At 36.4% G+C, this 23,281-nt stretch carries 24 protein-coding genes and 1 pseudogene; 23 read left to right on the plus strand and 2 right to left on the minus strand.

What is annotated here, in order from left to right:
• Positions 1-7 precede the first annotated feature (7 nt).
• The 22 genes and pseudogenes from JFT89_RS26615 to JFT89_RS26720 all read left to right on the plus strand — a co-directional run bounded on the left by JFT89_RS26615 (position 8) and on the right by JFT89_RS26720 (position 19,867).
• Entirely contained in the window at positions 8-757 is a 750-nt protein-coding gene (locus tag JFT89_RS26615; protein ID WP_002015195.1) for a 16S rRNA (uracil(1498)-N(3))-methyltransferase, read from the plus strand.
• Positions 758-763: 6 nt separating this feature from the next.
• A complete protein-coding gene (gene mtaB, locus JFT89_RS26620) occupies positions 764-2,116 on the plus strand; it encodes a tRNA (N(6)-L-threonylcarbamoyladenosine(37)-C(2))-methylthiotransferase MtaB (RefSeq protein ID WP_002067163.1) in 1,353 nt (450 codons plus the stop codon).
• A 463-nt stretch (positions 2,117-2,579) separates the two neighbouring features.
• Positions 2,580-2,753, plus strand: a complete 174-nt coding sequence (gene rpsU / locus JFT89_RS26625; RefSeq protein ID WP_000048061.1) for a 30S ribosomal protein S21 — start codon at positions 2,580-2,582, stop codon at positions 2,751-2,753.
• A 15-nt stretch (positions 2,754-2,768) separates the two neighbouring features.
• Positions 2,769-3,212, plus strand: coding sequence for a GatB/YqeY domain-containing protein (locus JFT89_RS26630; protein ID WP_000054578.1), 444 nt, complete (start codon positions 2,769-2,771; stop codon positions 3,210-3,212).
• A 107-nt stretch (positions 3,213-3,319) separates the two neighbouring features.
• Positions 3,320-3,613, plus strand: coding sequence for a sporulation protein YqfC (gene yqfC / locus JFT89_RS26635; RefSeq protein WP_002067170.1), 294 nt, complete (start codon positions 3,320-3,322; stop codon positions 3,611-3,613).
• A 243-nt stretch (positions 3,614-3,856) separates the two neighbouring features.
• Positions 3,857-5,055 (plus strand): annotated as a pseudogene (yqfD, locus tag JFT89_RS26640) (sporulation protein YqfD).
• A 3-nt stretch (positions 5,056-5,058) separates the two neighbouring features.
• The gene (locus JFT89_RS26645; protein WP_002067172.1) at positions 5,059-6,018 is read left to right on the plus strand and encodes a PhoH family protein; all 960 of its coding nucleotides are present in this window, start codon (positions 5,059-5,061) and stop codon (positions 6,016-6,018) included.
• Positions 6,019-6,214: 196 nt separating this feature from the next.
• Positions 6,215-8,359 (plus strand): HD family phosphohydrolase, encoded by a 2,145-nt coding sequence (locus JFT89_RS26650; protein ID WP_002067173.1) that lies wholly within the window; start codon positions 6,215-6,217, stop codon positions 8,357-8,359.
• Positions 8,356-8,826: an rRNA maturation RNase YbeY gene (gene ybeY / locus JFT89_RS26655; RefSeq protein ID WP_002088675.1), complete on the plus strand. Its 471-nt coding sequence runs from the start codon at positions 8,356-8,358 to the stop codon at positions 8,824-8,826. The genes JFT89_RS26650 and ybeY overlap by 4 nt, the downstream gene beginning before the upstream one ends.
• A complete protein-coding gene (locus tag JFT89_RS26660) occupies positions 8,823-9,176 on the plus strand; it encodes a diacylglycerol kinase family protein (protein ID WP_002088673.1) in 354 nt (117 codons plus the stop codon). Before ybeY ends, JFT89_RS26660 begins: the two co-directional genes overlap by 4 nt.
• Before the next feature lie 99 nt (positions 9,177-9,275).
• Positions 9,276-9,674, plus strand: a complete 399-nt coding sequence (locus JFT89_RS26665) for a cytidine deaminase (RefSeq protein ID WP_002067177.1) — start codon at positions 9,276-9,278, stop codon at positions 9,672-9,674.
• A complete protein-coding gene (gene era, locus JFT89_RS26670) occupies positions 9,667-10,572 on the plus strand; it encodes a GTPase Era (protein WP_002088672.1) in 906 nt (301 codons plus the stop codon). Before JFT89_RS26665 ends, era begins: the two co-directional genes overlap by 8 nt.
• A gap of 176 nt (positions 10,573-10,748) precedes the next feature.
• Positions 10,749-10,892 (plus strand): YqzL family protein, encoded by a 144-nt coding sequence (locus tag JFT89_RS26675; protein ID WP_000883924.1) that lies wholly within the window; start codon positions 10,749-10,751, stop codon positions 10,890-10,892.
• A gap of 33 nt (positions 10,893-10,925) precedes the next feature.
• A complete protein-coding gene (gene recO / locus JFT89_RS26680; protein WP_016096103.1) occupies positions 10,926-11,672 on the plus strand; it encodes a DNA repair protein RecO in 747 nt (248 codons plus the stop codon).
• 106 nt (positions 11,673-11,778) lie between these two features.
• On the plus strand, positions 11,779-12,411 hold the full coding sequence (gene ccpN, locus JFT89_RS26685) for a transcriptional regulator CcpN (protein ID WP_002015181.1): 633 nt from the start codon (positions 11,779-11,781) through the stop codon (positions 12,409-12,411).
• Between the two features lie 29 nt (positions 12,412-12,440).
• Complete coding sequence (locus tag JFT89_RS26690) at positions 12,441-13,253, plus strand: pyruvate, water dikinase regulatory protein (protein WP_002015180.1); 813 nt, start codon at positions 12,441-12,443, stop codon at positions 13,251-13,253.
• A gap of 664 nt (positions 13,254-13,917) precedes the next feature.
• A complete protein-coding gene (locus JFT89_RS26695) occupies positions 13,918-14,061 on the plus strand; it encodes a hypothetical protein (RefSeq protein WP_162836445.1) in 144 nt (47 codons plus the stop codon).
• Between the two features lie 81 nt (positions 14,062-14,142).
• Positions 14,143-15,945 carry a DNA primase gene (gene dnaG, locus JFT89_RS26700; protein ID WP_002067179.1) on the plus strand — a complete coding sequence of 601 codons (1,803 nt, stop codon included), beginning with the start codon at positions 14,143-14,145 and terminating at the stop codon, positions 15,943-15,945.
• Between the two features lie 59 nt (positions 15,946-16,004).
• Positions 16,005-17,132, plus strand: coding sequence for an RNA polymerase sigma factor RpoD (gene rpoD / locus JFT89_RS26705; RefSeq protein WP_000764062.1), 1,128 nt, complete (start codon positions 16,005-16,007; stop codon positions 17,130-17,132).
• Positions 17,133-17,517: 385 nt separating this feature from the next.
• The gene (cccA, locus tag JFT89_RS26710; RefSeq protein ID WP_002015178.1) at positions 17,518-17,874 is read left to right on the plus strand and encodes a cytochrome c550; all 357 of its coding nucleotides are present in this window, start codon (positions 17,518-17,520) and stop codon (positions 17,872-17,874) included.
• A gap of 167 nt (positions 17,875-18,041) precedes the next feature.
• Positions 18,042-18,749 (plus strand): tRNA (adenine(22)-N(1))-methyltransferase, encoded by a 708-nt coding sequence (locus tag JFT89_RS26715; protein ID WP_002067181.1) that lies wholly within the window; start codon positions 18,042-18,044, stop codon positions 18,747-18,749.
• A complete protein-coding gene (locus JFT89_RS26720; protein WP_016096104.1) occupies positions 18,746-19,867 on the plus strand; it encodes a Nif3-like dinuclear metal center hexameric protein in 1,122 nt (373 codons plus the stop codon). Before JFT89_RS26715 ends, JFT89_RS26720 begins: the two co-directional genes overlap by 4 nt.
• Positions 19,868-19,907: 40 nt before the next feature.
• Here the strand turns inward: JFT89_RS26720 and JFT89_RS26725 are convergent, their stop codons facing one another.
• Complete coding sequence (locus JFT89_RS26725; protein ID WP_002067184.1) at positions 19,908-20,858, minus strand: 4-hydroxy-3-methylbut-2-enyl diphosphate reductase; 951 nt, start codon at positions 20,856-20,858, stop codon at positions 19,908-19,910.
• A gap of 89 nt (positions 20,859-20,947) precedes the next feature.
• Positions 20,948-21,661 carry a VrrA/YqfQ family protein gene (vrrA, locus tag JFT89_RS26730; RefSeq protein WP_002138368.1) on the minus strand — a complete coding sequence of 238 codons (714 nt, stop codon included), beginning with the start codon at positions 21,659-21,661 and terminating at the stop codon, positions 20,948-20,950.
• Positions 21,662-21,840: 179 nt separating this feature from the next.
• On the opposite strand from vrrA, the gene JFT89_RS26735 reads away from it, so the two are divergent.
• A complete protein-coding gene (locus JFT89_RS26735) occupies positions 21,841-23,151 on the plus strand; it encodes a DEAD/DEAH box helicase (protein WP_002015172.1) in 1,311 nt (436 codons plus the stop codon).
• Positions 23,152-23,281: the final 130 nt, after the last annotated feature.

The raw sequence follows: 23,281 nt of genomic DNA on the forward strand, positions 1-23,281 counted from the left end.
TGATTATATGCAACGTTATTTTGTAGAAGAGAAATATGTAAATGAGACAAGTATTCGCATAATGGGTGATGATGTCCATCACATCGCAAGAGTGATGCGTATGTCAGCTGGTGACCACATTTATTGCTGTGTAAATGGTAAAACAGCAGAGTGTTCAATTGCTGAAATTACCAGTGAATTTGTGGATACCACTATTGTAGAATGGGTAGAGGCGTCAAGCGAACTTCCTGTGTTCGTGACGATTGCAAGTGGACTGCCGAAAGGAGACAAGCTAGAGTTAATTTTTCAAAAAGGAACTGAGCTTGGGGCAGCTGCATTTTTACCATTTCAAGCATCTCGATCTATTGTAAAGTGGGATGCGAAAAAAGCAGATAAAAAAGTTGAGCGTTTGAAAAAAATTGTAAAAGAAGCTGCGGAACAATCGCATAGAAGTGAAATTCCAGAAGTACACGTTCCCTCATCATTTAAACAACTGCTGTCGATGAGTAGCGAGTATGATGTTTGTCTTGTTGCGTATGAAGAAGAAGCGAAACAAGGTGAGAAATCTAATTTTGCGAAAGCTTTAGCGACGATTAAACCAGGCCAAAAGCTGCTGATTGTATTTGGACCAGAAGGCGGTTTAGCGGAGGAAGAGATAACCGCACTTCGTGAACATAAATTTGTACCATGTAGTTTAGGACCAAGAATTTTAAGAACAGAAACGGCTCCGCTTTATGCGTTAAGTGCCGCTTCTTATCATTTTGAATTGATGGGGTGATAATCAATGGCAACTGTTGCGTTCCACACGTTAGGTTGTAAAGTAAACCACTATGAAACAGAAGCGATTTGGCAATTGTTTAAACAAGGTGGTTATGAAAGAACTGAATATGAAAAAAAATCTGATGTATACGTTATTAACACATGTACAGTAACGAATACTGGAGATAAAAAAAGCCGTCAAGTAATTAGACGTGCTGTACGTCAAAATCCAGATGCGGTAATTTGTGTAACTGGATGTTATGCACAAACATCTCCAGCGGAAATTATGGCGATTCCAGGTGTAGATATTGTTGTTGGTACGCAAGATCGTGAGAAGATGTTAGGATACATCGAAGAATTCCGTAAAGAGCGTCAACCAATTAATGCTGTCCGCAATATTATGAAAACACGTGTATATGAAGAGCTCGATGTACCATATTTCACGGACCGTACACGTGCATCTTTAAAAATACAAGAAGGTTGTAATAACTTCTGTACATTTTGCATCATTCCTTGGGCGCGTGGTTTAATGCGTTCTCGTGATGGAAAAGAAGTTATTAAACAAGCGCAGCAATTAGTAGATGCGGGCTATAAAGAAATCGTATTAACAGGTATTCATACAGGTGGATACGGTGAAGATATAAAAGAGTATAACTTAGCTGGATTACTGCGCGATATGGAAGCGGAAGTAGGCGGATTGAAACGCCTTCGTATTTCTTCTATTGAGGCGAGTCAAATTTCTGATGAAGTAATTGAAGTGTTAGATAAATCAGAAGTAGTTGTACGTCACTTGCATATTCCATTACAGTCAGGATCTAATACTGTATTGAAACGTATGCGCCGTAAGTATACGATGGAATTTTTCCAAGAGCGTTTAGATCGTTTGAAAGAAGCGTTACCAGGTCTTGCGATTACATCAGACGTAATTGTTGGATTCCCAGGCGAAACAGAAGAGGAATTCATGGAAACGTACAATTTCATTAAAGAGAATCGTTTCTCTGAATTACACGTTTTCCCTTATTCGAAACGTACAGGTACTCCAGCAGCACGTATGGAAGATCAAGTTCCTGAAGACGTGAAGAACGATCGTGTTCACCGTCTAATTGAGCTATCAAATCAATTAGCGAAAGAGTATGCTTCTAAATTTGAAGGTGAAGTACTTGAAATCATTCCGGAAGAGACATTTAAAGATGGTGACCGTGAAGGTTTATATGTAGGTTATACAGATAACTACTTAAAAATTGTGTTTGAAGGATCTGAAGAATTGATTGGTAAGCTAGTAAAAGTGAAAATTACAAAAGCTGGTTATCCATATAACGAAGCGCAGTTTGTTCGTGTTCTTGAAGATGATGTAAAAAAAGAATCAGCAAGCGCATAAAATGAAACTTTAATCAGTGGGGGGGTGTTCATCCCCGCTGATTATCAGCCTGACCCCCGCCTAAGTTCTTTGCTTTCGCTGAATTTTGAGGTGGGGTCTTACTGTCCTGGCAAATAGCGGGATAAAAAAGCATGCAAACGGAAACGATTTGCATGCTTTCTTTTTTTTGTGGAGAAGTTAAGTACTGAAAAGGCAGGTACGTTGAATGAGTAGTTATTTAATGCTTTCTTGTATTAAAAAAGGTGTTATGATAAAAAATATAGTTTTCTTCAGGGGAAAAGGATAATAGCTATCTACATAGCTTTTGAACAGGTAAGGGCATCTATTCTTCTTTTATTCTGCCAAATAGTTGACCTGAAGTGATAAAATGTATTATAATCGTAAAAGACATGCTGAAGAAGGGTTTCTTTTTGCATGCTGAAATTAGTATGTAAGTGTGATGTTTCGGAGGGAGGGAAAGAGAATGTCAAAAACAGTCGTTCGTAAAAACGAGTCTTTGGAGGATGCACTTCGCCGTTTTAAAAGATCGGTTTCTAAAACTGGTACACTTGCTGAAGCAAGAAAGCGCGAGTTTTATGAAAAGCCAAGTGTAAAACGTAAGAAGAAATCTGAAGCGGCAAGAAAGCGTAAGTTCTAAGAGAGGGTGTAAGTTATGAGTCTTCTCGGTCGTTTAAACGATGATATGAAACAAGCGATGAAGAATAAACAAAAAGAAAAATTAACCGTTATTCGTATGGTTAAGGCTGCTTTACAAAATGAAGGTATTAAACTGCAACATACTCTTACTGAAGAAGAGGAATTAACAGTTTTAGCTCGTGAAGTAAAACAGTATAAGGACTCCCTCCTTGAATTTAAAAAAGCTGGTCGTGAAGACCTTGTTGATAAACTGCAAAGTGAAATTCAGATTTTAAGCGCATATTTGCCGGAGCAATTAACAGAAGAAGAACTAGCGGATATAATTAAGCAAGTTATTTCTGAAGTTGGTGCTACATCTAAAGCAGATATGGGTAAAGTGATGACTGCTGTTATGCCGAAAGTAAAAGGTAAAACAGACGGATCACTTGTGAATAAGCTGGTTATCCAGCTATTAGCATAAAAAAGCGTCTCATTTCGTATGAGACGTTTTTTTATGCTTTTTTCAGTTTGGACGTGATATTACAAGCTCTTTTTTCATACATATGGGATGAGAGGGGGTCTTTTGAGATGAAAAAAATAGAACAAATGAAGAATTGGTTAACGAAGCAAATAGACCTGCCAGTGGATGTGTTAATGGATCTACCTCGGATCACGCTTGTTGGGCAAGTACATATCTATATAGAAAATCATCGAGGATTATTAGTGTTTTCAGATAAAGAGGTAAGATTGCTATTGAAACATGGTCAATTATTAATTAAAGGTCAATCCTTTGTTATTAAAACAATCCTTCCAGAAGAACTGTTGCTTGAAGGGATTATTGAACAAGTGACGTTTTTAGAAAATGAAAAGAAAGAGGAGTGAGGAGAAACTTCCGTTTGTGAAGTTTTTCTTCGTTACCTTGTATTAACAGGCGGTAACGTTCTGGCCTCAATATTCGGTTCGTACAAAGAGGATAGGTGGGAATTGAGTTCCACGTAAAAAACTGGCTCGTGAAGGTTAATAATTAGTGAGGATCAAGGAATCTGCTAATTTTAGTACGAGCTAGTTTGATAATCGAATTGAAAAGTAGTGTATCTACTTTTAGAAAGGTAGTGGAGATAGTCGATGAAAAATAAATGGTTTATAAAATGGCTTGGGTATGTAAAGGTGCGAATTGAAGGTAGAGGAGCGGAACGCTTTGTTAACGAGTGTGTGCGGAAGAAATTACTCGTTTGGGATGTAAAGAAGATAGCTGATGAAACGTTAGTTTTTTGTATGTTATTACGAGATGTAAAAAAGATAAAACCAATTTATAGAAAAAATGAATGTAAATTATATTTTATTGGACGTTACGGTTTTCCTTTTTGGAATAAGCGTGTAATTAAAAATAGTGGATTTTTAATTGGGTTTTTAATATTTTTTTCGGAATGATCGCATTGTCAAATATGGTGTGGAAAATTGAAATTACAGGGGCAAAACCTGAAACAGAATATATATTGATGAAAGAATTGGATAAAATGGGTATAAAAAAAGGTAAATTACAATTCCAAATGCCGAGTGTAGAAGATGTTCAACGTCATTTGACAGACAATATTAATGCGATTACTTGGGCGGGATTAGAAATAAGAGGGACAACATATCATTTTAAGATTGTTGAAAAAAATGAACCGAAAAAAGAAAGTGAACAACAGCCACAAAACTTAGTAGCAAAAAAAGAAGGGATTATTACAAAAACATTTGTGGAAGTTGGGAAGCCGGTTGTCATGAAAAATGACCATGTGGAAAAGGGGCAACTTCTCGTATCCGGGATGTATGGTAATGAGGAGAATCCGACAGTTGTTTCGGCTAAAGGGATTGTATATGGAGAAACGTGGTATAAATCTGAGGTGGATGTTCCGTTAAAGACACAATTTCAAGTGTATACTGGTAATTCATACAATGAATATTTCCTTAAATTTGGGAGTACTAAAATAAAAATATGGGGATTTCTACAGGATAAGTATAAGCGCTCTCGTACTGAAAGTGTAAAACATGATGTGAAATTATTTGGATTTACATTACCAATTGCATACGAGAAAGATATTGTACGAGAAGAGGAAGAAGCGAACCGAGAATATACCGAAAAACAAGCAATGAAAGTAGCGAAAGAGATGGCAGAAAAAGAACTGAAGAAAAAATTGGATGAACATGCTATGATTGTAAGTGATAACATTTTGAGTAAAGAGGTTGAGGCGGATCACCTAAAGGTCACATTACATTATACAGTGATTGAAAATATTGCAGAGCCACAACCAATATCTGAATCCGATATTCAAGGAGACTGAGTAATGGCAGAACAATTAGTAGAAATGAACCAACAATTGGAAAATCCCAACGAAGCAATCGCTCTTTTTGGGGTAAATGATGCTCATTTAAAAGTAATTGAACGAGAACTTAGTGTATCGATTGTGACTAGAGGAGAATCTGTTCGTGTATCTGGGGCAGATGAAACTGTGGTGCTCGTAGAAAAAATCTTACAACAGTTACTTGTTGTTATCCGTAAAGGTGTATCAATTTCGGAAAGAGATGTTGCGTATGCGATTCAGCTTGGGCAACAAGGGAAAATTACTCAATTCGAAGAATTATATGAAGAGGAAATTTTTAAAACGGCAAAAGGTAAATCCATTCGTGTGAAAACGATGGGGCAAAGACGATATATTCATGCAATGAAAAAGAATGATATTGTATTTGGGATAGGACCTGCTGGGACAGGAAAAACATACTTAGCCGTAGTAATGGCTGTGAGAGCTTTAAAGCAAGGGTATGTAAAGAAAATTATTTTAACAAGACCTGCTGTAGAAGCTGGAGAGAGCTTAGGGTTTTTACCAGGTGATTTGAAAGAAAAAGTAGATCCGTATTTACGTCCACTATATGATGCGTTACATGATATTCTTGGACAAGAATATACACAACGTATGATGGAACGTGGTGTAATTGAAATTGCACCTCTTGCTTATATGAGAGGGCGTACTCTTGATGATTCATTTGTTATATTAGATGAGGCGCAAAATACAACTGGTGTTCAAATAAAAATGTTTTTAACACGATTAGGTTTTAGTTCTAAAATGGTTATTACGGGGGATCCCTCACAGGTAGACTTGCCAAAAGGGGTAAAGTCAGGTCTTTCTATTGCTGCTAATATTTTATCTGGTGTATCAGGTCTTTCGTTCATAACACTGGAACAAACAGACGTTGTGAGACACCCATTAGTGCAACGTATTATTGAGGCATATGATAAAATGGAATGATCCTATTTGTCAGGGTCATTTCTTTTTGTATGATAAGGTTGGCGAATGGCATATTTTTTACTATCATTAAAGACGAGGGAAATAAACTATAGGTGATAGTGGATAAAAATGTTGTCCAAAAAGTATCGTTACCTAGAAGAAATGAAAGCTATAAATAGTTTCACTTTATTTCTGGAGAGGAGAAGGTATTGAAATCATGTCAAGATCTCAAGAAATTTCTAAGTGGTTTCGTAATTTACAACATTCGAAAAAACTAAGTTGGATTTCTTACGTTTTATTAGGGGCAGTGCTGTTTTTTGCACTTATGAATAATGTAAAACCAGAGCAATTAGATGTTACAACATATTCTATTGCGAAAAAAACAATCCATTCTCCTATTAAAATTGAAGATAAAGTTACAACGGACAAAAAGAAAAAAGAAGCCGCTACAAAAGTTGAAGATCAGTATACATATAAAAGTGAGTATAAACAAAATAAAGTGGATATTGTGAATGACGTCTTTGCTAAAGTAGATGAAGTGATACAAGAGATTAAAGCGGTTGGACCGGATGAGCAAAAGAAGATTACTGATGCTGAAAAAGTGGACAAGTTGAAAAAAAAATTGCCTACTGATTTAACGAAAGAATTATCTGATTCAAACTTACTAAACTTAATTAATGCAGATTCGAACCAATTAGTATTAGCGAAAGATGCAACAGTTACAGCTATTAATAGTATCATGACTGAGCATGTTAAAATGGATGAATTGAAGGATGCGAAGGAACGATATGTAAGTGAGATGAATAGTGTTAATGTTGATAATGGTTTAAAGGAATCTATTAAGGCGTTAGGGAAATATGCGATTTCTGCAAACTATTTTTATGATCCGACCTTAACAAAAGAGAAGAGAAAAGCGGAAGAAGATTTAGTTCCACCTGTTTATATTCTTCAAGGGCAAGTCCTTGTTAGAGAAGGTGAAACGATTTCAAGTGATATGTACAATCAGTTGAAATTAGTTGGCCTGTTAGAAAAAGGGAACAGTTTTCAACCCTATGTTGGGTTAGCGGTACTCATTGGTGTGCTATTGTACTTTATGCATAAGCAGTTTGAAGTGTTTTTACAGCGGAAAAGAGAAGATAGGCCGTATGTCTTAGCGTATATTACAATTTTGTCTATCACGATTGTTTTAATGAAAATCATTAGTTTGTTTCAAAAGCTTGAGTATGCAGGAATCGCGTATGTTGTTCCAGTTGCAATGGGAACAATACTTGTAAAATTAATGATTGGTGATCGATTTGTATTTTTAACGAGTATGATCTTTTCTGTATGCGGAAGTATTATGTTTAATGAAGGTGTAACGAGTACACTGAATTATAGTGTGGGGATTTATGTTTTATTAAGTTCATTATCAGTTAGTATTTTCTTGAGAGAAAAAAATCGTCGTACGATGATTTTACAAGCTGGTATACTCGTTTCTGTATTAAATGTAGTCGTATTAGCGGCTTTGCTATTATTACGTAACGGGAATTTTTCGCCTCTTGAAATTGGGGTGCAATTATTAATGGCTGCTGTTTCGGGTATTATCTCTTCTGTTCTAGCTATGGGGATTTTACCGTATTTAGAAAGTGGTCTTGGGATTGTATCGAGTATGAAATTGATGGAACTTTCAAGTCCGAATCACCCGCTTTTGCGTAAAATTTTATTAGAAGCACCAGGTACATATCATCATAGTGTAATGGTAGCTAATCTCTCAGAAGCTGCTTGTGAAGCAGTTGGAGCAAATGGAGTATTAGCGCGTGTAGGGGCGTATTATCATGATGTAGGGAAAACGGTACAACCACAATTTTTTATTGAAAACCAAATGGGTATTGAAAACCCGCATGATAGATTAGACCCTGTAACGAGCAAAGATATTATAATTGCTCATGTAACCGATGGGGTGAGAATGTTAGAAGAACACCATATACCTCAAGAAATTATCGATATTGCTGGACAGCATCATGGTACAACGTTACTTAAATATTTTTATTATAATGCGATTAAAGAAGATAAAGAGAAATATACGGAGAAAATGTTCCGCTATCCAGGATCAAAAGCAACTTCTAAAGAGTCGGCGATCGTTGGTATTGCTGATAGTGTGGAAGCGGCGGTACGTTCGATGAACCATCCAACACCAGATCAGATTAATAATTTAGTGCAAAGTATTATTAAAGATCGCCTGCAAGATGGTCAATTTAGTGAATGTGATTTGACATTTAAGGAACTACAAATCGTTGGAAAAACGTTATGTGAAACGTTAAATGGTATTTTCCATTCCCGTATTACATATCCGGAACCGCCGGAAGAAAAGGAGAAAGAATGAGTTTATTAATTGATTTTATTGATGAAACAGAAGAAGTGAAAGACGAATATATAAGTTTGATTCGAGGTTTAGTAGAGAAAGCAGCCCAAATGGAGAACATAGAAGAAGGCGCAGAATTATCGGTTACATTTGTAGATAATGAACGTATTCGTGAAATAAACCGTGATTACCGAGATAAGGATCAGCCTACGGACGTTATTTCTTTTGCTATGGAAGAAATGGGAGAAGGCGAAATGGAAATTGTCGGTGCAGAGATGCCGCGTATGTTAGGAGATCTTATTATTTCTATTCCAAGAGCAAAAGAACAAGCTGAAGAATATGGACATTCTTTTGATCGAGAACTTGGATTTTTAGCACTACATGGCTTTTTGCATTTGCTTGGTTATGATCATATGACAGAAGAAGATGAGAAAGAAATGTTTGGAAGACAAAAAGAAATTTTAGAGGCCTTTGGATTAGGACGATGAAAACAGGAAAACTTTTAGATAGTTTTGGATATGCTATAGCTGGTATATACTTTTGTCTTCGTCATGAACGAAATATGAAAATTCATTATTTAGCCGCAGTCATCGTTATATGCTGCGGCTTTTATTTCCATATTACAACAATGGAATGGATTGTAGTACTTATTGTGATAGGGATTGTAATGAGTTTAGAGATGGTGAATACGGCTATTGAAAAAACAGTAGACTTAGCAACCGCCGATATTCATCCGTTTGCAAAAATTGCAAAGGATGTTGCAGCAGGGGCAGTTTTATTATTTGCAATTATAGCTGCTGTAATTGGTGCTATTATCTTTTTACCGTATATGGTATAGTTGCATTCCGAAGCTTTTATTAAGCTTTGGGAGCGCCGTGAAGGCCTTTAATGAAAGAGTGTATCTATTCACATCTATGAACGGAAAGGATGCGGGAATATGAATAGCAAACAATTAATTCAAGAAGCAACCGAAGCGCGTAAACGAGCGTACGTACCATATTCTAAATTTCAAGTAGGTGCAGCTTTACTAACTCAGGATGGGAAAATATATCGTGGATGTAATGTTGAAAATGCATCATATGGTTTATGTAATTGTGCAGAAAGAACAGCATTATTTAAGGCAATTTCTGAAGGGGATAACGAGTTTGTATCTATTGCAGTCGTAGCGGATACAAAGCGTCCAGTACCTCCTTGTGGAGCATGTCGACAAGTTATGATAGAATTATGTAAACAGGATACGAAAGTATACCTATCAAACTTACATGGTGATGTTCAAGAGACAACAGTCGGAGAATTGTTACCAGGAGCATTTTTAGCGGAGGATTTACATGAATAGAAAAGGTTATAAATCAGGTTTTGTCTCTATTATTGGCAGACCGAATGTTGGGAAATCTACATTTTTAAATCGTATTATTGGCCAAAAAATTGCCATTATGAGCGATAAGCCACAAACAACTCGTAATAAAATTCAAGGTGTATATACAGAAAATGATTCACAAGTAGTTTTCATTGATACACCAGGAATACATAAACCTAAACATAAACTAGGCGATTTCATGGTGAAGATGGCTCAAACGACATTAAAAGAAGTTGATATTGTTTTGTTTATGGTCAATGCAACTGAAGGATATGGTCGTGGTGAGGAATTTATTATTGAGAAATTACAAGAAACGAAACAACCGGTATTTTTGGTAATTAATAAAATTGACCAACTTCATCCAGAGCAATTGCTGGAGTTGATTGATCAATATCGTAAATTATATGAGTTCGCGGAGATTGTGCCAATTTCTGCATTGGACGGTAATAACGTTGAAGCGTTAATCGGAGCAATTAAAAAGTATTTACCAGAAGGACCGCAATATTACCCGGATAATCAAGTAACGGATCATCCAGAGCGATTTATTATTTCAGAGCTTATTCGTGAAAAAGTATTACATTTAACACGTGAAGAAGTACCGCATTCTGTAGCGGTTGTTATTGATGCAATTCAAAAGCGTGAGGGCGGAGCGGTTTATATAAACGCAACGATTGTTGTTGAACGTGCATCACAAAAAGGGATTATTATAGGTAAGCAAGGGAAGATGTTAAAAGAAGTCGGTAAGAGAGCTCGTTTTGACATTGAAGCACTTCTTGGTTCTAAAGTATTTTTAGAAGTATGGGTGAAAGTGCAAAAAGATTGGCGTAATAAGATGTCACAGCTTCGTGACCTTGGTTTCCGTGAAGACGAGTATTAATATGAAGTAAAGTTGTGATCAGTGGATGTTTTGTTCATCCGCTGATTATTGGTTTTTATGAACCTTGATAAATTAGGAAAAATTTTTCTCACATGAAAATGAACAAAATGGGTCAACTTAATAACAACAAAAGAAATTGGTTTATAGGCTACGCTTATTGAGAAAGGTGGATTCTTATGCTAGATTTTACCTGGAAGTTTTTCTCCAAAACAGGAAGCATTGAAACGTATTTGCTTTTGAAAGAAATGGAAAAAGACGTAAACGATGAGATGGATCAACATGAAGAGGAGTTAGCGCATCTAGACTCTCCAATTTCTTGACCCGTTTTGTTCAAACCTTGGATGGTGACGAACATGTTTCAAAAAGTTGAGGGCATTGTTATCCGTACGACAGATTACGGAGAAACAAATAAGATTGTTACAATATACTCACGGGAATTTGGTAAGGTAAGTGCAATGGCAAGAGGGGCGAAAAAGCCGAAGAGTCGGTTAGCAGCTATTTCGCAACTTATGACACATGGTCATTTTCTTATTCAAATGGGATCTGGACTTGGAACTTTGCAACAAGGCGAGATTATTTCATCTATGAAAGAAATTCGCGGGGATATATTTTTAACTGCTTATGCATCATTTATTATTGAATTAACCGATAAAGCAACAGAAGATAAGAAGCATAATCCGTATTTATTTGAAATGTTATATCAAACGTTGCATTATATGTGTGAGGGTGTTGATCCAGAAGTATTATCATTAATTTATCAAACGAAAATGCTTCCGGTATTAGGGATGCGCCCGTACTTTGATACATGTGCTATTTGTCATCAAGAAACAGATTTTGTCGCCTTCTCTGTCCGGGAAGGCGGTTTTCTGTGCTCGCGTCATGCGGAGCAAGATCCGTATCGTATTCCGGTGGGAGAGGCTGTTCATAAATTATTACGTCTCTTTTTTCACTTTGATTTACACCGGCTCGGTAATGTATCGGTGAAGGATAGTACAAAAAAACAAATGCGCACAGTATTGAATACATATTATGACGAATATTGTGGAATTTATTTGAAAACAAGGCGTTTCTTGGAACAACTTGATAAGTTTCAAATATAAAAAGGGCCGTATACGGTCCTTTTTACATACTTTCTTTTTCGAATAGCATATTTAGTATATAATATTTAAGAGATAGTATAACTTTTTTCGTTGTGCATTAAAGGTGGTGATTATCATAGAGCTGAATAAACGGCAAGAGCATATCATTCAGATTGTAAAAGATCACGGTCCTATTACAGGGGAGTCAATTGCTGGGCAATTGGGTTTAACACGTGCAACGCTAAGACCAGACTTAGCAATTTTAACGATGGCTGGTTATTTAGAAGCGCGTCCACGTGTAGGTTATTTTTATACGGGTAAAACCGGGGGACAGCTATTATCTGAAGCTGTTAAAAAAATTAAAGTGCAAGATTATCAATCTAGACCGGCTGTAATTGATAAAAATGTATCAGTATACGATGCAATCTGTACTATGTTTCTAGAGGACGTTGGTACATTATTTGTTGTAGATCAAGCTACTTTATTAGTTGGCGTTGTATCTCGTAAAGATTTATTACGAGCTAGCTTAGGAAAGCAGGATTTAACCTCTCTTCCGGTTAATATTATCATGACAAGGATGCCAAACATTGCGATGTGTCGCAGGGAGGATTCTTTATATGATATTGCGATGGAATTAATAGAAAGACAGATTGATGCGATGCCGGTTGTGAAAGATACGAAACAAGGTTTAGAAGTGATTGGACGAATTACAAAAACAAATATTACACGTGCGTTTGTAAATTTAGTAAATAACGAATAAGTGTAATTTGTTTAAAGTGAGGTAATGTAATGGATAATAAAATCGTATATGTCGTATCTGACTCTGTAGGAGAAACGGCTGATTTGGTTGTTAGAGCGGCAATGGGACAGTTCCCATTCGCTCCTGATATTAGGCGTGTACCGTATGTAGAAGATACAGGGACATTAAAAGAAGTAATCTCGATTGCCAAGAGCAATCAAGCGCTTATTTGTTTTACGTTAGTAAAGCCTGATATGCGTCAATATTTATTGACAGAAGCGGCAAAAGAAGGAGTAGAGGCATACGATATTATCGGACCTCTTATCGATCAAATTGAAGAAATTACAGGGCAAGTACCAAGGTATGAGCCAGGTGTCGTTCGAAGATTAGATGAAGAGTACTTTAAAAAAATTGAAGCGATTGAATTTGCAGTTAAGTATGATGATGGTAGAGATGCACGTGGTATTTTAAAAGCTGATATCGTGTTGATTGGAATTTCACGTACATCAAAAACACCACTTTCACAATATTTAGCGCATAACAAACGTTTGAAAGTTGCTAATGTACCACTTGTACCGGAAGTGGATCCGCCTGAGGAATTATATCAAGTGGCAAAAGAGAAATGTTTCGGTTTGAAAATTATACCAGATAAGTTAAATCATATTCGAAAAGAACGATTGAAATCACTTGGATTAAGTGATGGAGCAACATATGCAAATATTAATCGTATTCAAGAAGAAATTGATCATTTTGAGGAAGTAATTAGTAAAATAAATTGTCAAGTGATTGATGTATCAAATAAGGCAATTGAAGAAACAGCAAATATTATTGTGAATGCAGTGCAAAACCAAAAAATGTTTTAGCACATTTACCAAAGGTGAATGTGCTTTTTTCGCTCGTGAGAAGGCGTTAGAGGAAGATGTGAAGTAGAGCATGAACTTTCAGCTTAGTAATAGAATATAGCGGAATGGTTATACTTATATTCTTCTGTTTTTTAATTATGCTAAAGGAACGATTTCGTTATCTTTAAGTGTAAGATGAAAATTAAAGGGATATGTAGCGTAGTTGAAGAAAATATATTATAATAAAAAATTGTGATAAAAACCTATATTTTACGTTTAGACTTTAATTTTTCAGAATAAACTAGGGATAGGATTTTCGAAAAAGACATGTATTTACGTTAAATCGACAAAATCTAGACAAGAAAACGCACATTATGGAAGGATTCACAGAAGGGATGTAGAATACAGAAATATGCAAAACATCAGATAAGATATTATTTGATGCAGATGCGTATCCCGTGAAGAATGCAATTGTGCAAGTTGGAACAAAATTTTATGTCGAAATTTTGTTTGTCGTATCCTATGCTCATCGTTCAAGAAAACAGCAAGGTAATTGGGTCTATGTAGATTCTGAGCAAGATGAAGTTGACTGTTATATTTATTAACATGCAAAAGCTACAGATCTCATGATCATACAGGCTATAGTGCTTCTTGCTAGTCTTCTTGTGAAAAAGGAGTATATGTATTGTCTCCAGGAGATACATTTGTAACAGATGAGCAAATGTATACAATTTTATATAGTAGTATGTATCTGCGAATTTACGCAGACTGGGGACTTATACGAAAGGTCCAAAATCGTTTACACAATGTGATCGACAGTACTTTCTAACAAATTTAGAAAAATATTGTCGAATTATAAAGGAATCTTTTAATTTATATCGAATACAAAATACGACACGGAGATGGAGTTATGGGGAACAGAATTCCTGAAGAAGTTGTTGAACAGATTCGGACATCATCCGATATTGTAGAAGTGATTGGTGAGTATGTTCAACTTAGAAAGCAGGGGCGTAACTATTTCGGCCTTTGTCCATTTCATGGTGAGAATTCTCCTTCATTCTCTGTTTCATCTGATAAGCAAATTTTTCATTGTTTCGGATGTGGAGAAGGTGGAAATGTATTTTCTTTTCTTATGAAAATGGAAGGACTTGCTTTCACAGAGGCTGTTCAAAAGCTTGGCGAAAGAAATGGAATTGCAGTTGCAGAATATACATCAGGGCAAGGACAACAACAACAAGAAGACATATCTGATGACACTGTCATCATGCAACAGGCTCATGAACTTTTGAAAAAGTATTATCATCATTTATTAGTAAATACAGAAGAAGGAAATGAAGCACTTTCATATTTATTAAAACGTGGTATTACAAAAGAGATGATTGAGAAATTTGAAATTGGTTATGCATCACAAGCTTGGGATGCAGCAACGAAAATTTTACAAAAAAGAGGTTTGTCGCTATCTAGTATGGAACAGGCTGGCCTTCTTGTAAGAAGTGAGAAGGATGGCAGTCATTATGACCGCTTCCGCGGAAGAGTTATGTTTCCGATTTATACTTTACAAGGTAAGGTGATAGCGTTTAGTGGAAGGGCATTAGGAGATGACACTCCGAAATATTTGAATAGTCCTGAAACACCGATTTTTTACAAAAGTAAGCTGTTGTATAATTTCCACCAAGCAAGGCCGTTTATTAGAAAACGTGGGCAGGTTGTCCTTTTTGAAGGTTATGCCGATGTACTAGCCGCGGTGAAAAGTGGTGTGGAAGAAGCTGTTGCGACAATGGGAACAGCTTTAACTGAAGAACAAGCGAAACTTCTGCGACGTAACGTTGAAACTGTTGTTCTTTGCTATGATGGTGATAAAGCAGGGCGAGAAGCGACGATGAAAGCAGGGCAATTACTATTGCAAGTTGGTTGCCAAGTGAAAGTTACATCCTTGCCAGATAAGCTTGACCCTGATGAATATGTGCAACAATATGGGACGACCGCTTTTGAAAATCTTGTGAAATCAAGTATAAGTTTTGTTGGTTTCAAAATAAATCATTTGCGTTTAGGGAAAAATTTGCAAGATGAGTCTGGCAAAGAAGAATATGTAAAAAGTGTTTTAAAAGAGTTATCATTGCTACAGGATGCGATGCAGGCGGAATCATATTTAAAATCATTATCGCAAGAATTTTCGTATTCAATGGAAACACTTTTGAATCAATTGCACCAATATCGCAAAGAACAAAAGGTACAGCAAAAACAAATAAAGCAGGTTTCTAAGCCATCTCAAATTGTTCAAACGAAACCGAAATTAACAGGTTTTGAAAGGGCAGAAAGAGAAATTATTTACCATATGTTGCAAAGTGCAGAAGTGACAGTGCGTATGGAACCTCATATAGAAGATTTTTATACAGAAGAACATAAAGGGATTTTATATGAACTATACGCATATTATGAAAAGGGAAATGAACCTTCAGTCGGAACATTTTTAAGTTGGCTCTCTGATGAAAAGTTGAAAAATATTATTACTGATATTTCGACGGATGAATTTATTAATCCAGAGTACACAGAAGAAGCGTTACAAGGTCATTTGGAGGCGCTAAGACGCCATAAAGAAAAACTTGAAAAGATGGAAATTATCTTTAAAGTAAAACAAATGGAAAAAACAGATCCTGTAGAGGCTGCTAAATATTATGTGGCATATTTACAAAGTCAAAAAGCAAGAAAATAGCTTTTTCGATAAAGTTTTAGTATAATGAATGTTTGTATCTCGCGTAAGGAGGGGAACAGATGGCTGATAAACCAGCTCGTTCTAAACAAATTGAAACTGAAATGACCCTTGAGCAAGTGAAAGAACAACTCACTGAGCTCGGAAAAAAACGTGGCGTTCTTACATATGAAGAGATTGCAGAACGCATGAATGGATTTGAAATTGAATCCGATCAAATGGATGAATACTATGAATATTTAGGTGAACAAGGGATTGACTTAGTTGGTGACAATGACAACGACGAAGGTCCTAATAATCGTCAAATTACAAAAACGGAAGAAGAATTTGACCTTAATGATTTAAGTGTGCCGCCAGGTGTGAAAATCAATGACCCTGTTCGTATGTACTTAAAAGAAATTGGTCGTGTAGACTTACTATCTGCTGAAGAAGAAATTCGACTTGCGACACGTATTGAAGAAGGCGATGAAGAAGCAAAACGCCGTCTTGCGGAAGCAAACTTACGTCTTGTAGTAAGTATTGCAAAGCGCTACGTGGGCCGTGGTATGCTTTTCTTAGACTTAATCCAAGAAGGAAATATGGGTCTAATTAAGGCAGTTGAAAAGTTCGACTACCGTAAAGGTTTTAAATTTAGTACGTATGCAACTTGGTGGATTCGCCAAGCTATTACACGTGCGATTGCAGACCAAGCGCGAACAATTCGTATTCCAGTTCATATGGTTGAAACAATTAATAAGTTAATCCGTGTACAACGTCAATTATTACAAGATTTAGGACGCGAACCATCTCCTGAAGAGATTGGTGAAGAAATGGATCTTGCTCCAGAAAAAGTACGCGAAATTTTAAAAATTGCACAGGAGCCAGTTTCTCTTGAAACACCAATTGGTGAAGAAGATGACTCCCATTTAGGTGACTTTATTGAAGACCAAGAAGCAACATCGCCTGCGGACCATGCAGCGTATGAGTTGCTAAAAGAACAATTAGAAGATGTGTTAGATACACTAACAGATCGTGAAGAAAATGTTCTGCGTCTTCGTTTTGGTTTAGATGATGGACGAACTCGTACGCTTGAAGAAGTTGGGAAAGTATTCGGCGTAACGAGAGAACGTATTCGTCAAATTGAAGCGAAAGCACTTCGCAAATTAAGACATCCAAGCCGTAGTAAGCGTCTTAAGGATTTCTTAGAATAGGCTACCTTTAAGTTTACTTCACTTTTGTGAAGTAAACTTTTTTATTTTGTTAATTTTTGTTAAAATTTATCTATCGGCAACGATTACAATTTCTTGTAATTTATTTTACAGAATTGTCTTTTGATTTGCAAATGCTCATTTTTCGATTTTTCGATTAATTTTGTTTATTCCATACAAAATAATATGTAGAAAAGTAAAAAATATGATGAGAAACGTTAGTAATTATCGAAATAATATGCGATATAATAGTGAAAATCAATAAAATGAATTTACGGAATATTTTTAACAAGTAGTAGTTTGCTCTTTTCTGATAGAGTGTTTTCAAGTACAATATAAATGACTGAATCATCTAACTATTTAGCGGTATAGAGGGGGGAGAAGAGATATGAAACGTAATCCGTTGATTCCGTTCGCTCTTATTGCAGCATTAGGTATTATCGTTATGTTTGTATTTTCATTTCAGGGGCTAAATAAATCTAAAGAGTTAGCTGATGCAAAAAATGGTGGGAAACCAGCACAAACAGCATCAAAGCCAGAGGATATTGTAAAGCAAAGCTGTACGAGCTGTCACGGTGATCAGTTACAAGGGGCAGTGGGACCTAATTTACAAAAAATTGGTGGGAAACTTTCGAAAGATGAAATTAAAGAAGTTCTTTCAAAAGGAAAAGGAAATATGCCAGCTAATTTAATTCCAGCTGATCAAGCAACGAAAGTAGCTGATTGGTTATCGAAGAAAAAATAAAGTTTCGTATTACAAGCCTTTTGCTTTTGTGCAAAAGGCTTGTTTTTCTATACTTTCTAAAATACGATTAGTAATAGAGAATTGAAGTGTTGTTATGGACTTGCAACAACTACTATAAATTCATTATCATGGAGACAGACTGACAAGAGAAGGAGTAATGGAAATACATGAATGAAGTAAAGCTTTCGAAACGATTAGAAGAAGTTGTGAGGGAGATTCCGGTAGGCTCTACAGTAGCTGATATTGGATCGGATCATGCGTATTTACCGTGTTATACAATTATAAATAATATTGCTACAAAAGCAGTTGCAGGAGAAGTTGTAGATGGACCGTTTCGCTCTGCACAAGCAACTGTAGCTGAAAGTGGCTTACAAGATAAAGTAGACGTTCGAAAAGGGAATGGATTAGCTGTTATTGCACCAGGAGAAGTAGATGTTATTACGATTGCTGGTATGGGTGGAGCGTTAATTCGTGACATTTTAGAAAGTGGTAAAGAAAAATTAGAAGGTGTAACACGTTTAATCGTACAGCCGAATATTGCAGCACACCATATTCGTGAATGGTTTATTGAAAACGGATGGGAGCTTATCCGTGAGAAAATTATAATAGAGGACGGAAAGATTTATGAGATTTTAGTCGGAGAGCGAGGAGATATAGCGGTACCTTACTCTGAAAATAAACAAACTGAATTGTTTATGGGTCCATTTCTAATAAAAGAAAAAAGTGAAGCTTTTGTTGAAAAGTGGGAAGGGGAATTGAAAAACTTCCAAAATATTTTAAAACAGTTAGAGCGTGCAGCAGAGTCTGAAGAGAAGAAAGCGAAGCGTGCAGAAGTAGAAGCGAAAATGAAAATGATAGGAGAGGTTTTATCATGAGTAAAATTCCAAATGGCCATGAAATTATTTCTTTATTTGAAGGTATGTATCCGAAGCATTTAGCGATGGAAGGGGATAAGGTTGGTTTACAGATTGGAGCGCTTAATAAACCTGTGCAGCACGTATTAATCGCATTAGATGTAACTGAGGAAGTTGTGGACGAGGCAATCCAATTAGGAGCAAATATCATTATAGCGCATCACCCTTTAATCTTTAATCCATTAAAAGCGATTCATACAGATAAGGCGTACGGAAGAATTATTGAAACGTGTATTAAAAATGATATTGCAATTTATGCCGCACATACAAATGTAGATATTGCTAAGGGCGGGGTAAATGATTTACTTGCTGATGCGTTAGGGTTACAAAATACAGAAGTATTAGCTCCTACATATGCAGAAGAAATGAAAAAAATTGTTGTATTTGTTCCAGTAACCCATGCAGAAGAAGTGCGCAAAGCTCTTGGAGATGCGGATGCAGGTCATATCGGTAATTATAGCCACTGTACGTTCGGTAGCGAAGGGGTAGGTACGTTTATCCCTCGAGAAGGTACAAGTCCTTATATCGGAGAAACTGGGCAGTTAGAACGTGTGGAAGAGATGCGTGTCGAAACGATTATTCCAGCTTCATTACAAAGAAAAGTTATTAAAGCGATGTTGGCAGCCCATCCATATGAAGAAGTGGCATATGATGTATATCCGCTTGATAATAAAGGTGAAACATTAGGTCTTGGTAAAATAGGGTATTTACAAGAAGAAATGACGCTTGAGCAGTTTGCTTTACATGTGAAACAATCATTACATGTAAAGGGTGCAAGAGTTGTTGGAAAGTTAGATGATAAGGTGCGTAAAGTAGCTGTACTTGGTGGTGACGGTAATAAATATATAAACCAAGCGAAATTTAAAGGAGCAGATGTATATGTAACAGGTGATATGTATTATCATGTTGCTCACGATGCGATGATGATTGGTTTAAATATAGTCGATCCAGGACATAACGTTGAAAAAGTAATGAAGCAAGGTGTACAAAAACAATTGCAAGAAAAAGTAGATGTGAAGAAATTCAATGTACACATTCACGCTTCGCAGTTACATACAGATCCATTCACATTTGTATAAGAAAAATAAAAACCGTTGCTCATGTAGGCAACGGTTTTTATTATTGTTCTTTTTTCACTTTTACACGAGGTAGTATCTTTTGAAGTGGTACTTTTCGAATTCTTTCCCATGTAGCTGGATTCATTGGGTCATATTGATCTAAGAAAGCAATAACTTCTTTTGTAATTGGCGTTGGAGTAGAAGCACCTGCTGTAACAGCTACGTTTTCTACACCTTGTAGCCATTCTAATTGGATTTCACTTACGTCTGCAACGCGGTATGCTGTCGTACCAGCGATTTCTTGTGATACTTGTGCTAAACGGTTTGAGTTGTTACTTTTCGGATCACCGACAACAATTGTTAAATCTGCAACATCAGCTTGTTTAGCGACAGCTTCTTGGCGAACTTGAGTTGCTAAACAAATTTCCTTGTGGAATTCTGCTGTTGGGAATTTTTTCTGAATGTCCTCCATTAAATGTTGAACATCCCATTGACTCATTGTTGTTTGATTCGTAACTAAAATTTTATCCGTTGGAATTTCTAGTGTTTTTAAATCATCAGCTTTTTCGATAAGATGAACGATATCAGGTGCGATACCAACTGCACCTTCTGGTTCTGGATGATTTTTTTTGCCGATATAAATGACATGGTATCCTTCAGCTTTCTTTGCTTCGATAAGGTCATGTGTTTTTGTAACATCTGGACAAGTTGCATCAATTGTCGTTAAACCTTTTTCTTTTGCACGTTGTTTAACTTCTGGAGAAACACCGTGTGCAGTGAAAATAACAGTACCAGAATCGATTTTATCTAAAATTTCTAATCGACTTGGACCGTCTAATGTAATGATGCCATCCTCTTCGAAAGCATCTGTGACATGCTTATTGTGAACAATCATACCTAAAATATAAATGGGTCTCGGTAATGATTTATCTAATGCGGCGTTACGTGCAATAACCATTGCGTCAACAACACCGTAGCAATAACCACGAGGGGAAATTTTAACAATCTTCATGTGAGTAATCCTCTCCTTCTAAACAAGGGATACTTTTGTGCATAGTCCATTACATTATAAAGGAGGAGTGGATAGAAAACAAAGGATTGTTACACATATAGTTTTGGTTTTGTTGCTGATTGTTGAACGGGTTCTTTCGGAACCTCTTTTTCTATTACTGGTTCAAGCACTATTTTTTTTCGTTTCCTTTTTGGAGGTGGAGGAGGTGGAGTTGCTACCTCAACCTGTTCTGTTGCATCTTCAGTTTGATTTTCTTCCGTACTTTTTCCAGAGGTGAGGATTTTAACAATGCTTGGTAGACTACGCATAATGGGACCGTACTGTTCGACAACAGGACCGACAGATTGCACGACTTGAGATACTTTTTCGATATTATTTATCATATTAGTTGGGTTCGAAATTAAATTTGAAAAAAAACTACCGATGCCGCTGCTAGATGCCGCTGCAGTTGTAGCTGACGCAGCACCACGTGTATCATTTGATTCATACATTTGAGGTGGTATCATCTGCTCTGGATATTGCTGCATGTATGGCTGATATTGTTGTGTATATTGTTGTTGGTATGGCTGTTGCTGTTGATATTGGGGCGGCGGTTGTTGGTGCATCATCGGTGGCCCTTCCATTTGTCGATAAGGAGGGACCATTTGCATGAAAGGTTCGGTTGGATCGTGTTTTTTAAAGAGTTTAGCAAGGAAACCTTTCTTTTTTTGAGCCATCGGTGGTAGTTGTGGAATCGGATATGGTGTGTAAGATTGTTGTCCTCGATTCGGATACATTTGTCTTATAGGGGATTTCGGAAACATGTGGGAAATCCTCCTTTCTTCAGTTAGGTATATACACATACAATATGCAATGGAAGGAAAGAAGGTTAGTTTTTGAGATAAAAACCTAAACTAAAGATGGATTTTACTTGTAGATTTCGATATAATGTAGACTTGACTGATTTGTGCGCAGTAGAAATTTTAGAAAGAAGGTGTAACTTATGACACTACAAACTTTTACACAGTATGATTTTAAACCATTTTTAATAGATGCAGTTCGTGAACTACGCTTTACAGAGCCAACAGGAATTCAAAAGAAAATTTTCCCGGTCGTGAAAAAAGGTGTGAGTATAATTGGACAATCCCAAACTGGTTCTGGGAAAACACATGCATACTTACTTCCTACATTAAACAGAATTGATGCAAGTCGTGAAGAGGTACAACTTGTTATTACAGCGCCTACTCGTGAGTTAGCACAACAAATTTACGAAGAAATTGTGAAACTAACAAAGTTCTGTGCAGAAGATCAAATGATTACAGCACGCTGTTTAATTGGTGGAACTGATAAACAACGATCAATTGAAAAGTTGAAAAAACAACCTCATATTGTAGTTGGAACGCCAGGACGTATTAAAGATTTAGTAGAAGAAAAGGCGCTATTTGTTTATAAAGCGGATACTATTATTGTCGATGAAGCGGACTTAATGCTTGATATGGGATTCATTCAAGATGTAGATAAAATTGCGGCACGTATGCCTAAAAATCTGCAAATGTTAGTTTTCTCTGCAACAATTCCTCAAAAATTAAAACCATTTTTGAAGAAATATATGGAGAATCCAGAACATATTCATATTAATCCGAAGCAAGTTGCAGCAGGAAATATTGATCATTACCTTGTGCCTTCAAGACACCGTAATAAAACTGAATTAGTGAAAAATATGCTACTTCAATTTAAACCATATTTAGCAATTGTCTTTACAAACACAAAGAAGAAGGCTGACGAAGTAGCCGATGGATTAGCAGAACGTGGATTAAAAGTAGGGCGTATACACGGTGATTTATCACCACGTGATCGTAGAAAAATGATGAAACAAGTTCGTGATTTAGAGTTCCAATACATTGTCGCAACAGATTTGGCGGCACGCGGTATTGATATTGAAGGAATTAGCCATGTTATTAACTATGAACTTCCACCAGATTTAGATTTCTTCGTTCACCGTGTTGGAAGAACTGCACGTGCGGGTCATTCAGGTATTGCAGTGACGATTTATGATCCAGCAAATGAAGAAGCGTTAGATAGTTTGGAAAAACAACGTCATATCGAGTTTAAACATGTAGATTTACGCGGAGATGAATGGGCGGATTTAGGTGACCGTCGTCGTCGTAAGAGCCGTAAAAAACCAAGTGATGGACTAGATGTTATGGCAACAAAAGTTGTTAAGAAGCCGAAAAAAGTAAAACCAAACTATAAACGAAAACTTGCAACAGAACGTGACAAAGTGAAGAAAAAATATAGCAATAAAAAAAGATAAGGGATTTCCCTTATTTTTTTTTATCTCACTGCTTGAGAGAAAGTCGATTAATGTAGACTAATAATTAGTGAGGGGTAGAAAAAAGGTTGACTAAAGTTTCGCTTTATTGGGTTAATTTAAGTATAGAGTT

The organism is Bacillus sp. TH25, assembly GCF_016650935.1.
Classification (GTDB): domain Bacteria; phylum Bacillota; class Bacilli; order Bacillales; family Bacillaceae_G; genus Bacillus_A; species Bacillus_A mycoides.

Bases quoted from the DNA above. Each gene is read 5' to 3' on its own strand.
- JFT89_RS26615 (WP_002015195.1), top strand. From the start codon at position 8: ATGCAACGTTATTTTGTAGAAGAGAAATATGTAAATGAGACAAGTATT.
- mtaB (WP_002067163.1), top strand. From the start codon at position 764: ATGGCAACTGTTGCGTTCCACACGTTAGGTTGTAAAGTAAACCACTAT.
- rpsU (WP_000048061.1), top strand. From the start codon at position 2,580: ATGTCAAAAACAGTCGTTCGTAAAAACGAGTCTTTGGAGGATGCACTT.
- JFT89_RS26630 (WP_000054578.1), top strand. From the start codon at position 2,769: ATGAGTCTTCTCGGTCGTTTAAACGATGATATGAAACAAGCGATGAAG.
- yqfC (WP_002067170.1), top strand. From the start codon at position 3,320: ATGAAAAAAATAGAACAAATGAAGAATTGGTTAACGAAGCAAATAGAC.
- JFT89_RS26645 (WP_002067172.1), top strand. From the start codon at position 5,059: ATGGCAGAACAATTAGTAGAAATGAACCAACAATTGGAAAATCCCAAC.
- JFT89_RS26650 (WP_002067173.1), top strand. From the start codon at position 6,215: ATGTCAAGATCTCAAGAAATTTCTAAGTGGTTTCGTAATTTACAACAT.
- ybeY (WP_002088675.1), top strand. From the start codon at position 8,356: ATGAGTTTATTAATTGATTTTATTGATGAAACAGAAGAAGTGAAAGAC.
- JFT89_RS26660 (WP_002088673.1), top strand. From the start codon at position 8,823: ATGAAAACAGGAAAACTTTTAGATAGTTTTGGATATGCTATAGCTGGT.
- JFT89_RS26665 (WP_002067177.1), top strand. From the start codon at position 9,276: ATGAATAGCAAACAATTAATTCAAGAAGCAACCGAAGCGCGTAAACGA.
- era (WP_002088672.1), top strand. From the start codon at position 9,667: ATGAATAGAAAAGGTTATAAATCAGGTTTTGTCTCTATTATTGGCAGA.
- JFT89_RS26675 (WP_000883924.1), top strand. From the start codon at position 10,749: ATGCTAGATTTTACCTGGAAGTTTTTCTCCAAAACAGGAAGCATTGAA.
- recO (WP_016096103.1), top strand. From the start codon at position 10,926: ATGTTTCAAAAAGTTGAGGGCATTGTTATCCGTACGACAGATTACGGA.
- JFT89_RS26690 (WP_002015180.1), top strand. From the start codon at position 12,441: ATGGATAATAAAATCGTATATGTCGTATCTGACTCTGTAGGAGAAACG.
- dnaG (WP_002067179.1), top strand. From the start codon at position 14,143: ATGGGGAACAGAATTCCTGAAGAAGTTGTTGAACAGATTCGGACATCA.
- rpoD (WP_000764062.1), top strand. From the start codon at position 16,005: ATGGCTGATAAACCAGCTCGTTCTAAACAAATTGAAACTGAAATGACC.
- cccA (WP_002015178.1), top strand. From the start codon at position 17,518: ATGAAACGTAATCCGTTGATTCCGTTCGCTCTTATTGCAGCATTAGGT.
- JFT89_RS26715 (WP_002067181.1), top strand. From the start codon at position 18,042: ATGAATGAAGTAAAGCTTTCGAAACGATTAGAAGAAGTTGTGAGGGAG.
- JFT89_RS26720 (WP_016096104.1), top strand. From the start codon at position 18,746: ATGAGTAAAATTCCAAATGGCCATGAAATTATTTCTTTATTTGAAGGT.
- JFT89_RS26725 (WP_002067184.1), bottom strand. From the start codon at position 20,858: ATGAAGATTGTTAAAATTTCCCCTCGTGGTTATTGCTACGGTGTTGTT.
- vrrA (WP_002138368.1), bottom strand. From the start codon at position 21,661: ATGTTTCCGAAATCCCCTATAAGACAAATGTATCCGAATCGAGGACAA.
- JFT89_RS26735 (WP_002015172.1), top strand. From the start codon at position 21,841: ATGACACTACAAACTTTTACACAGTATGATTTTAAACCATTTTTAATA.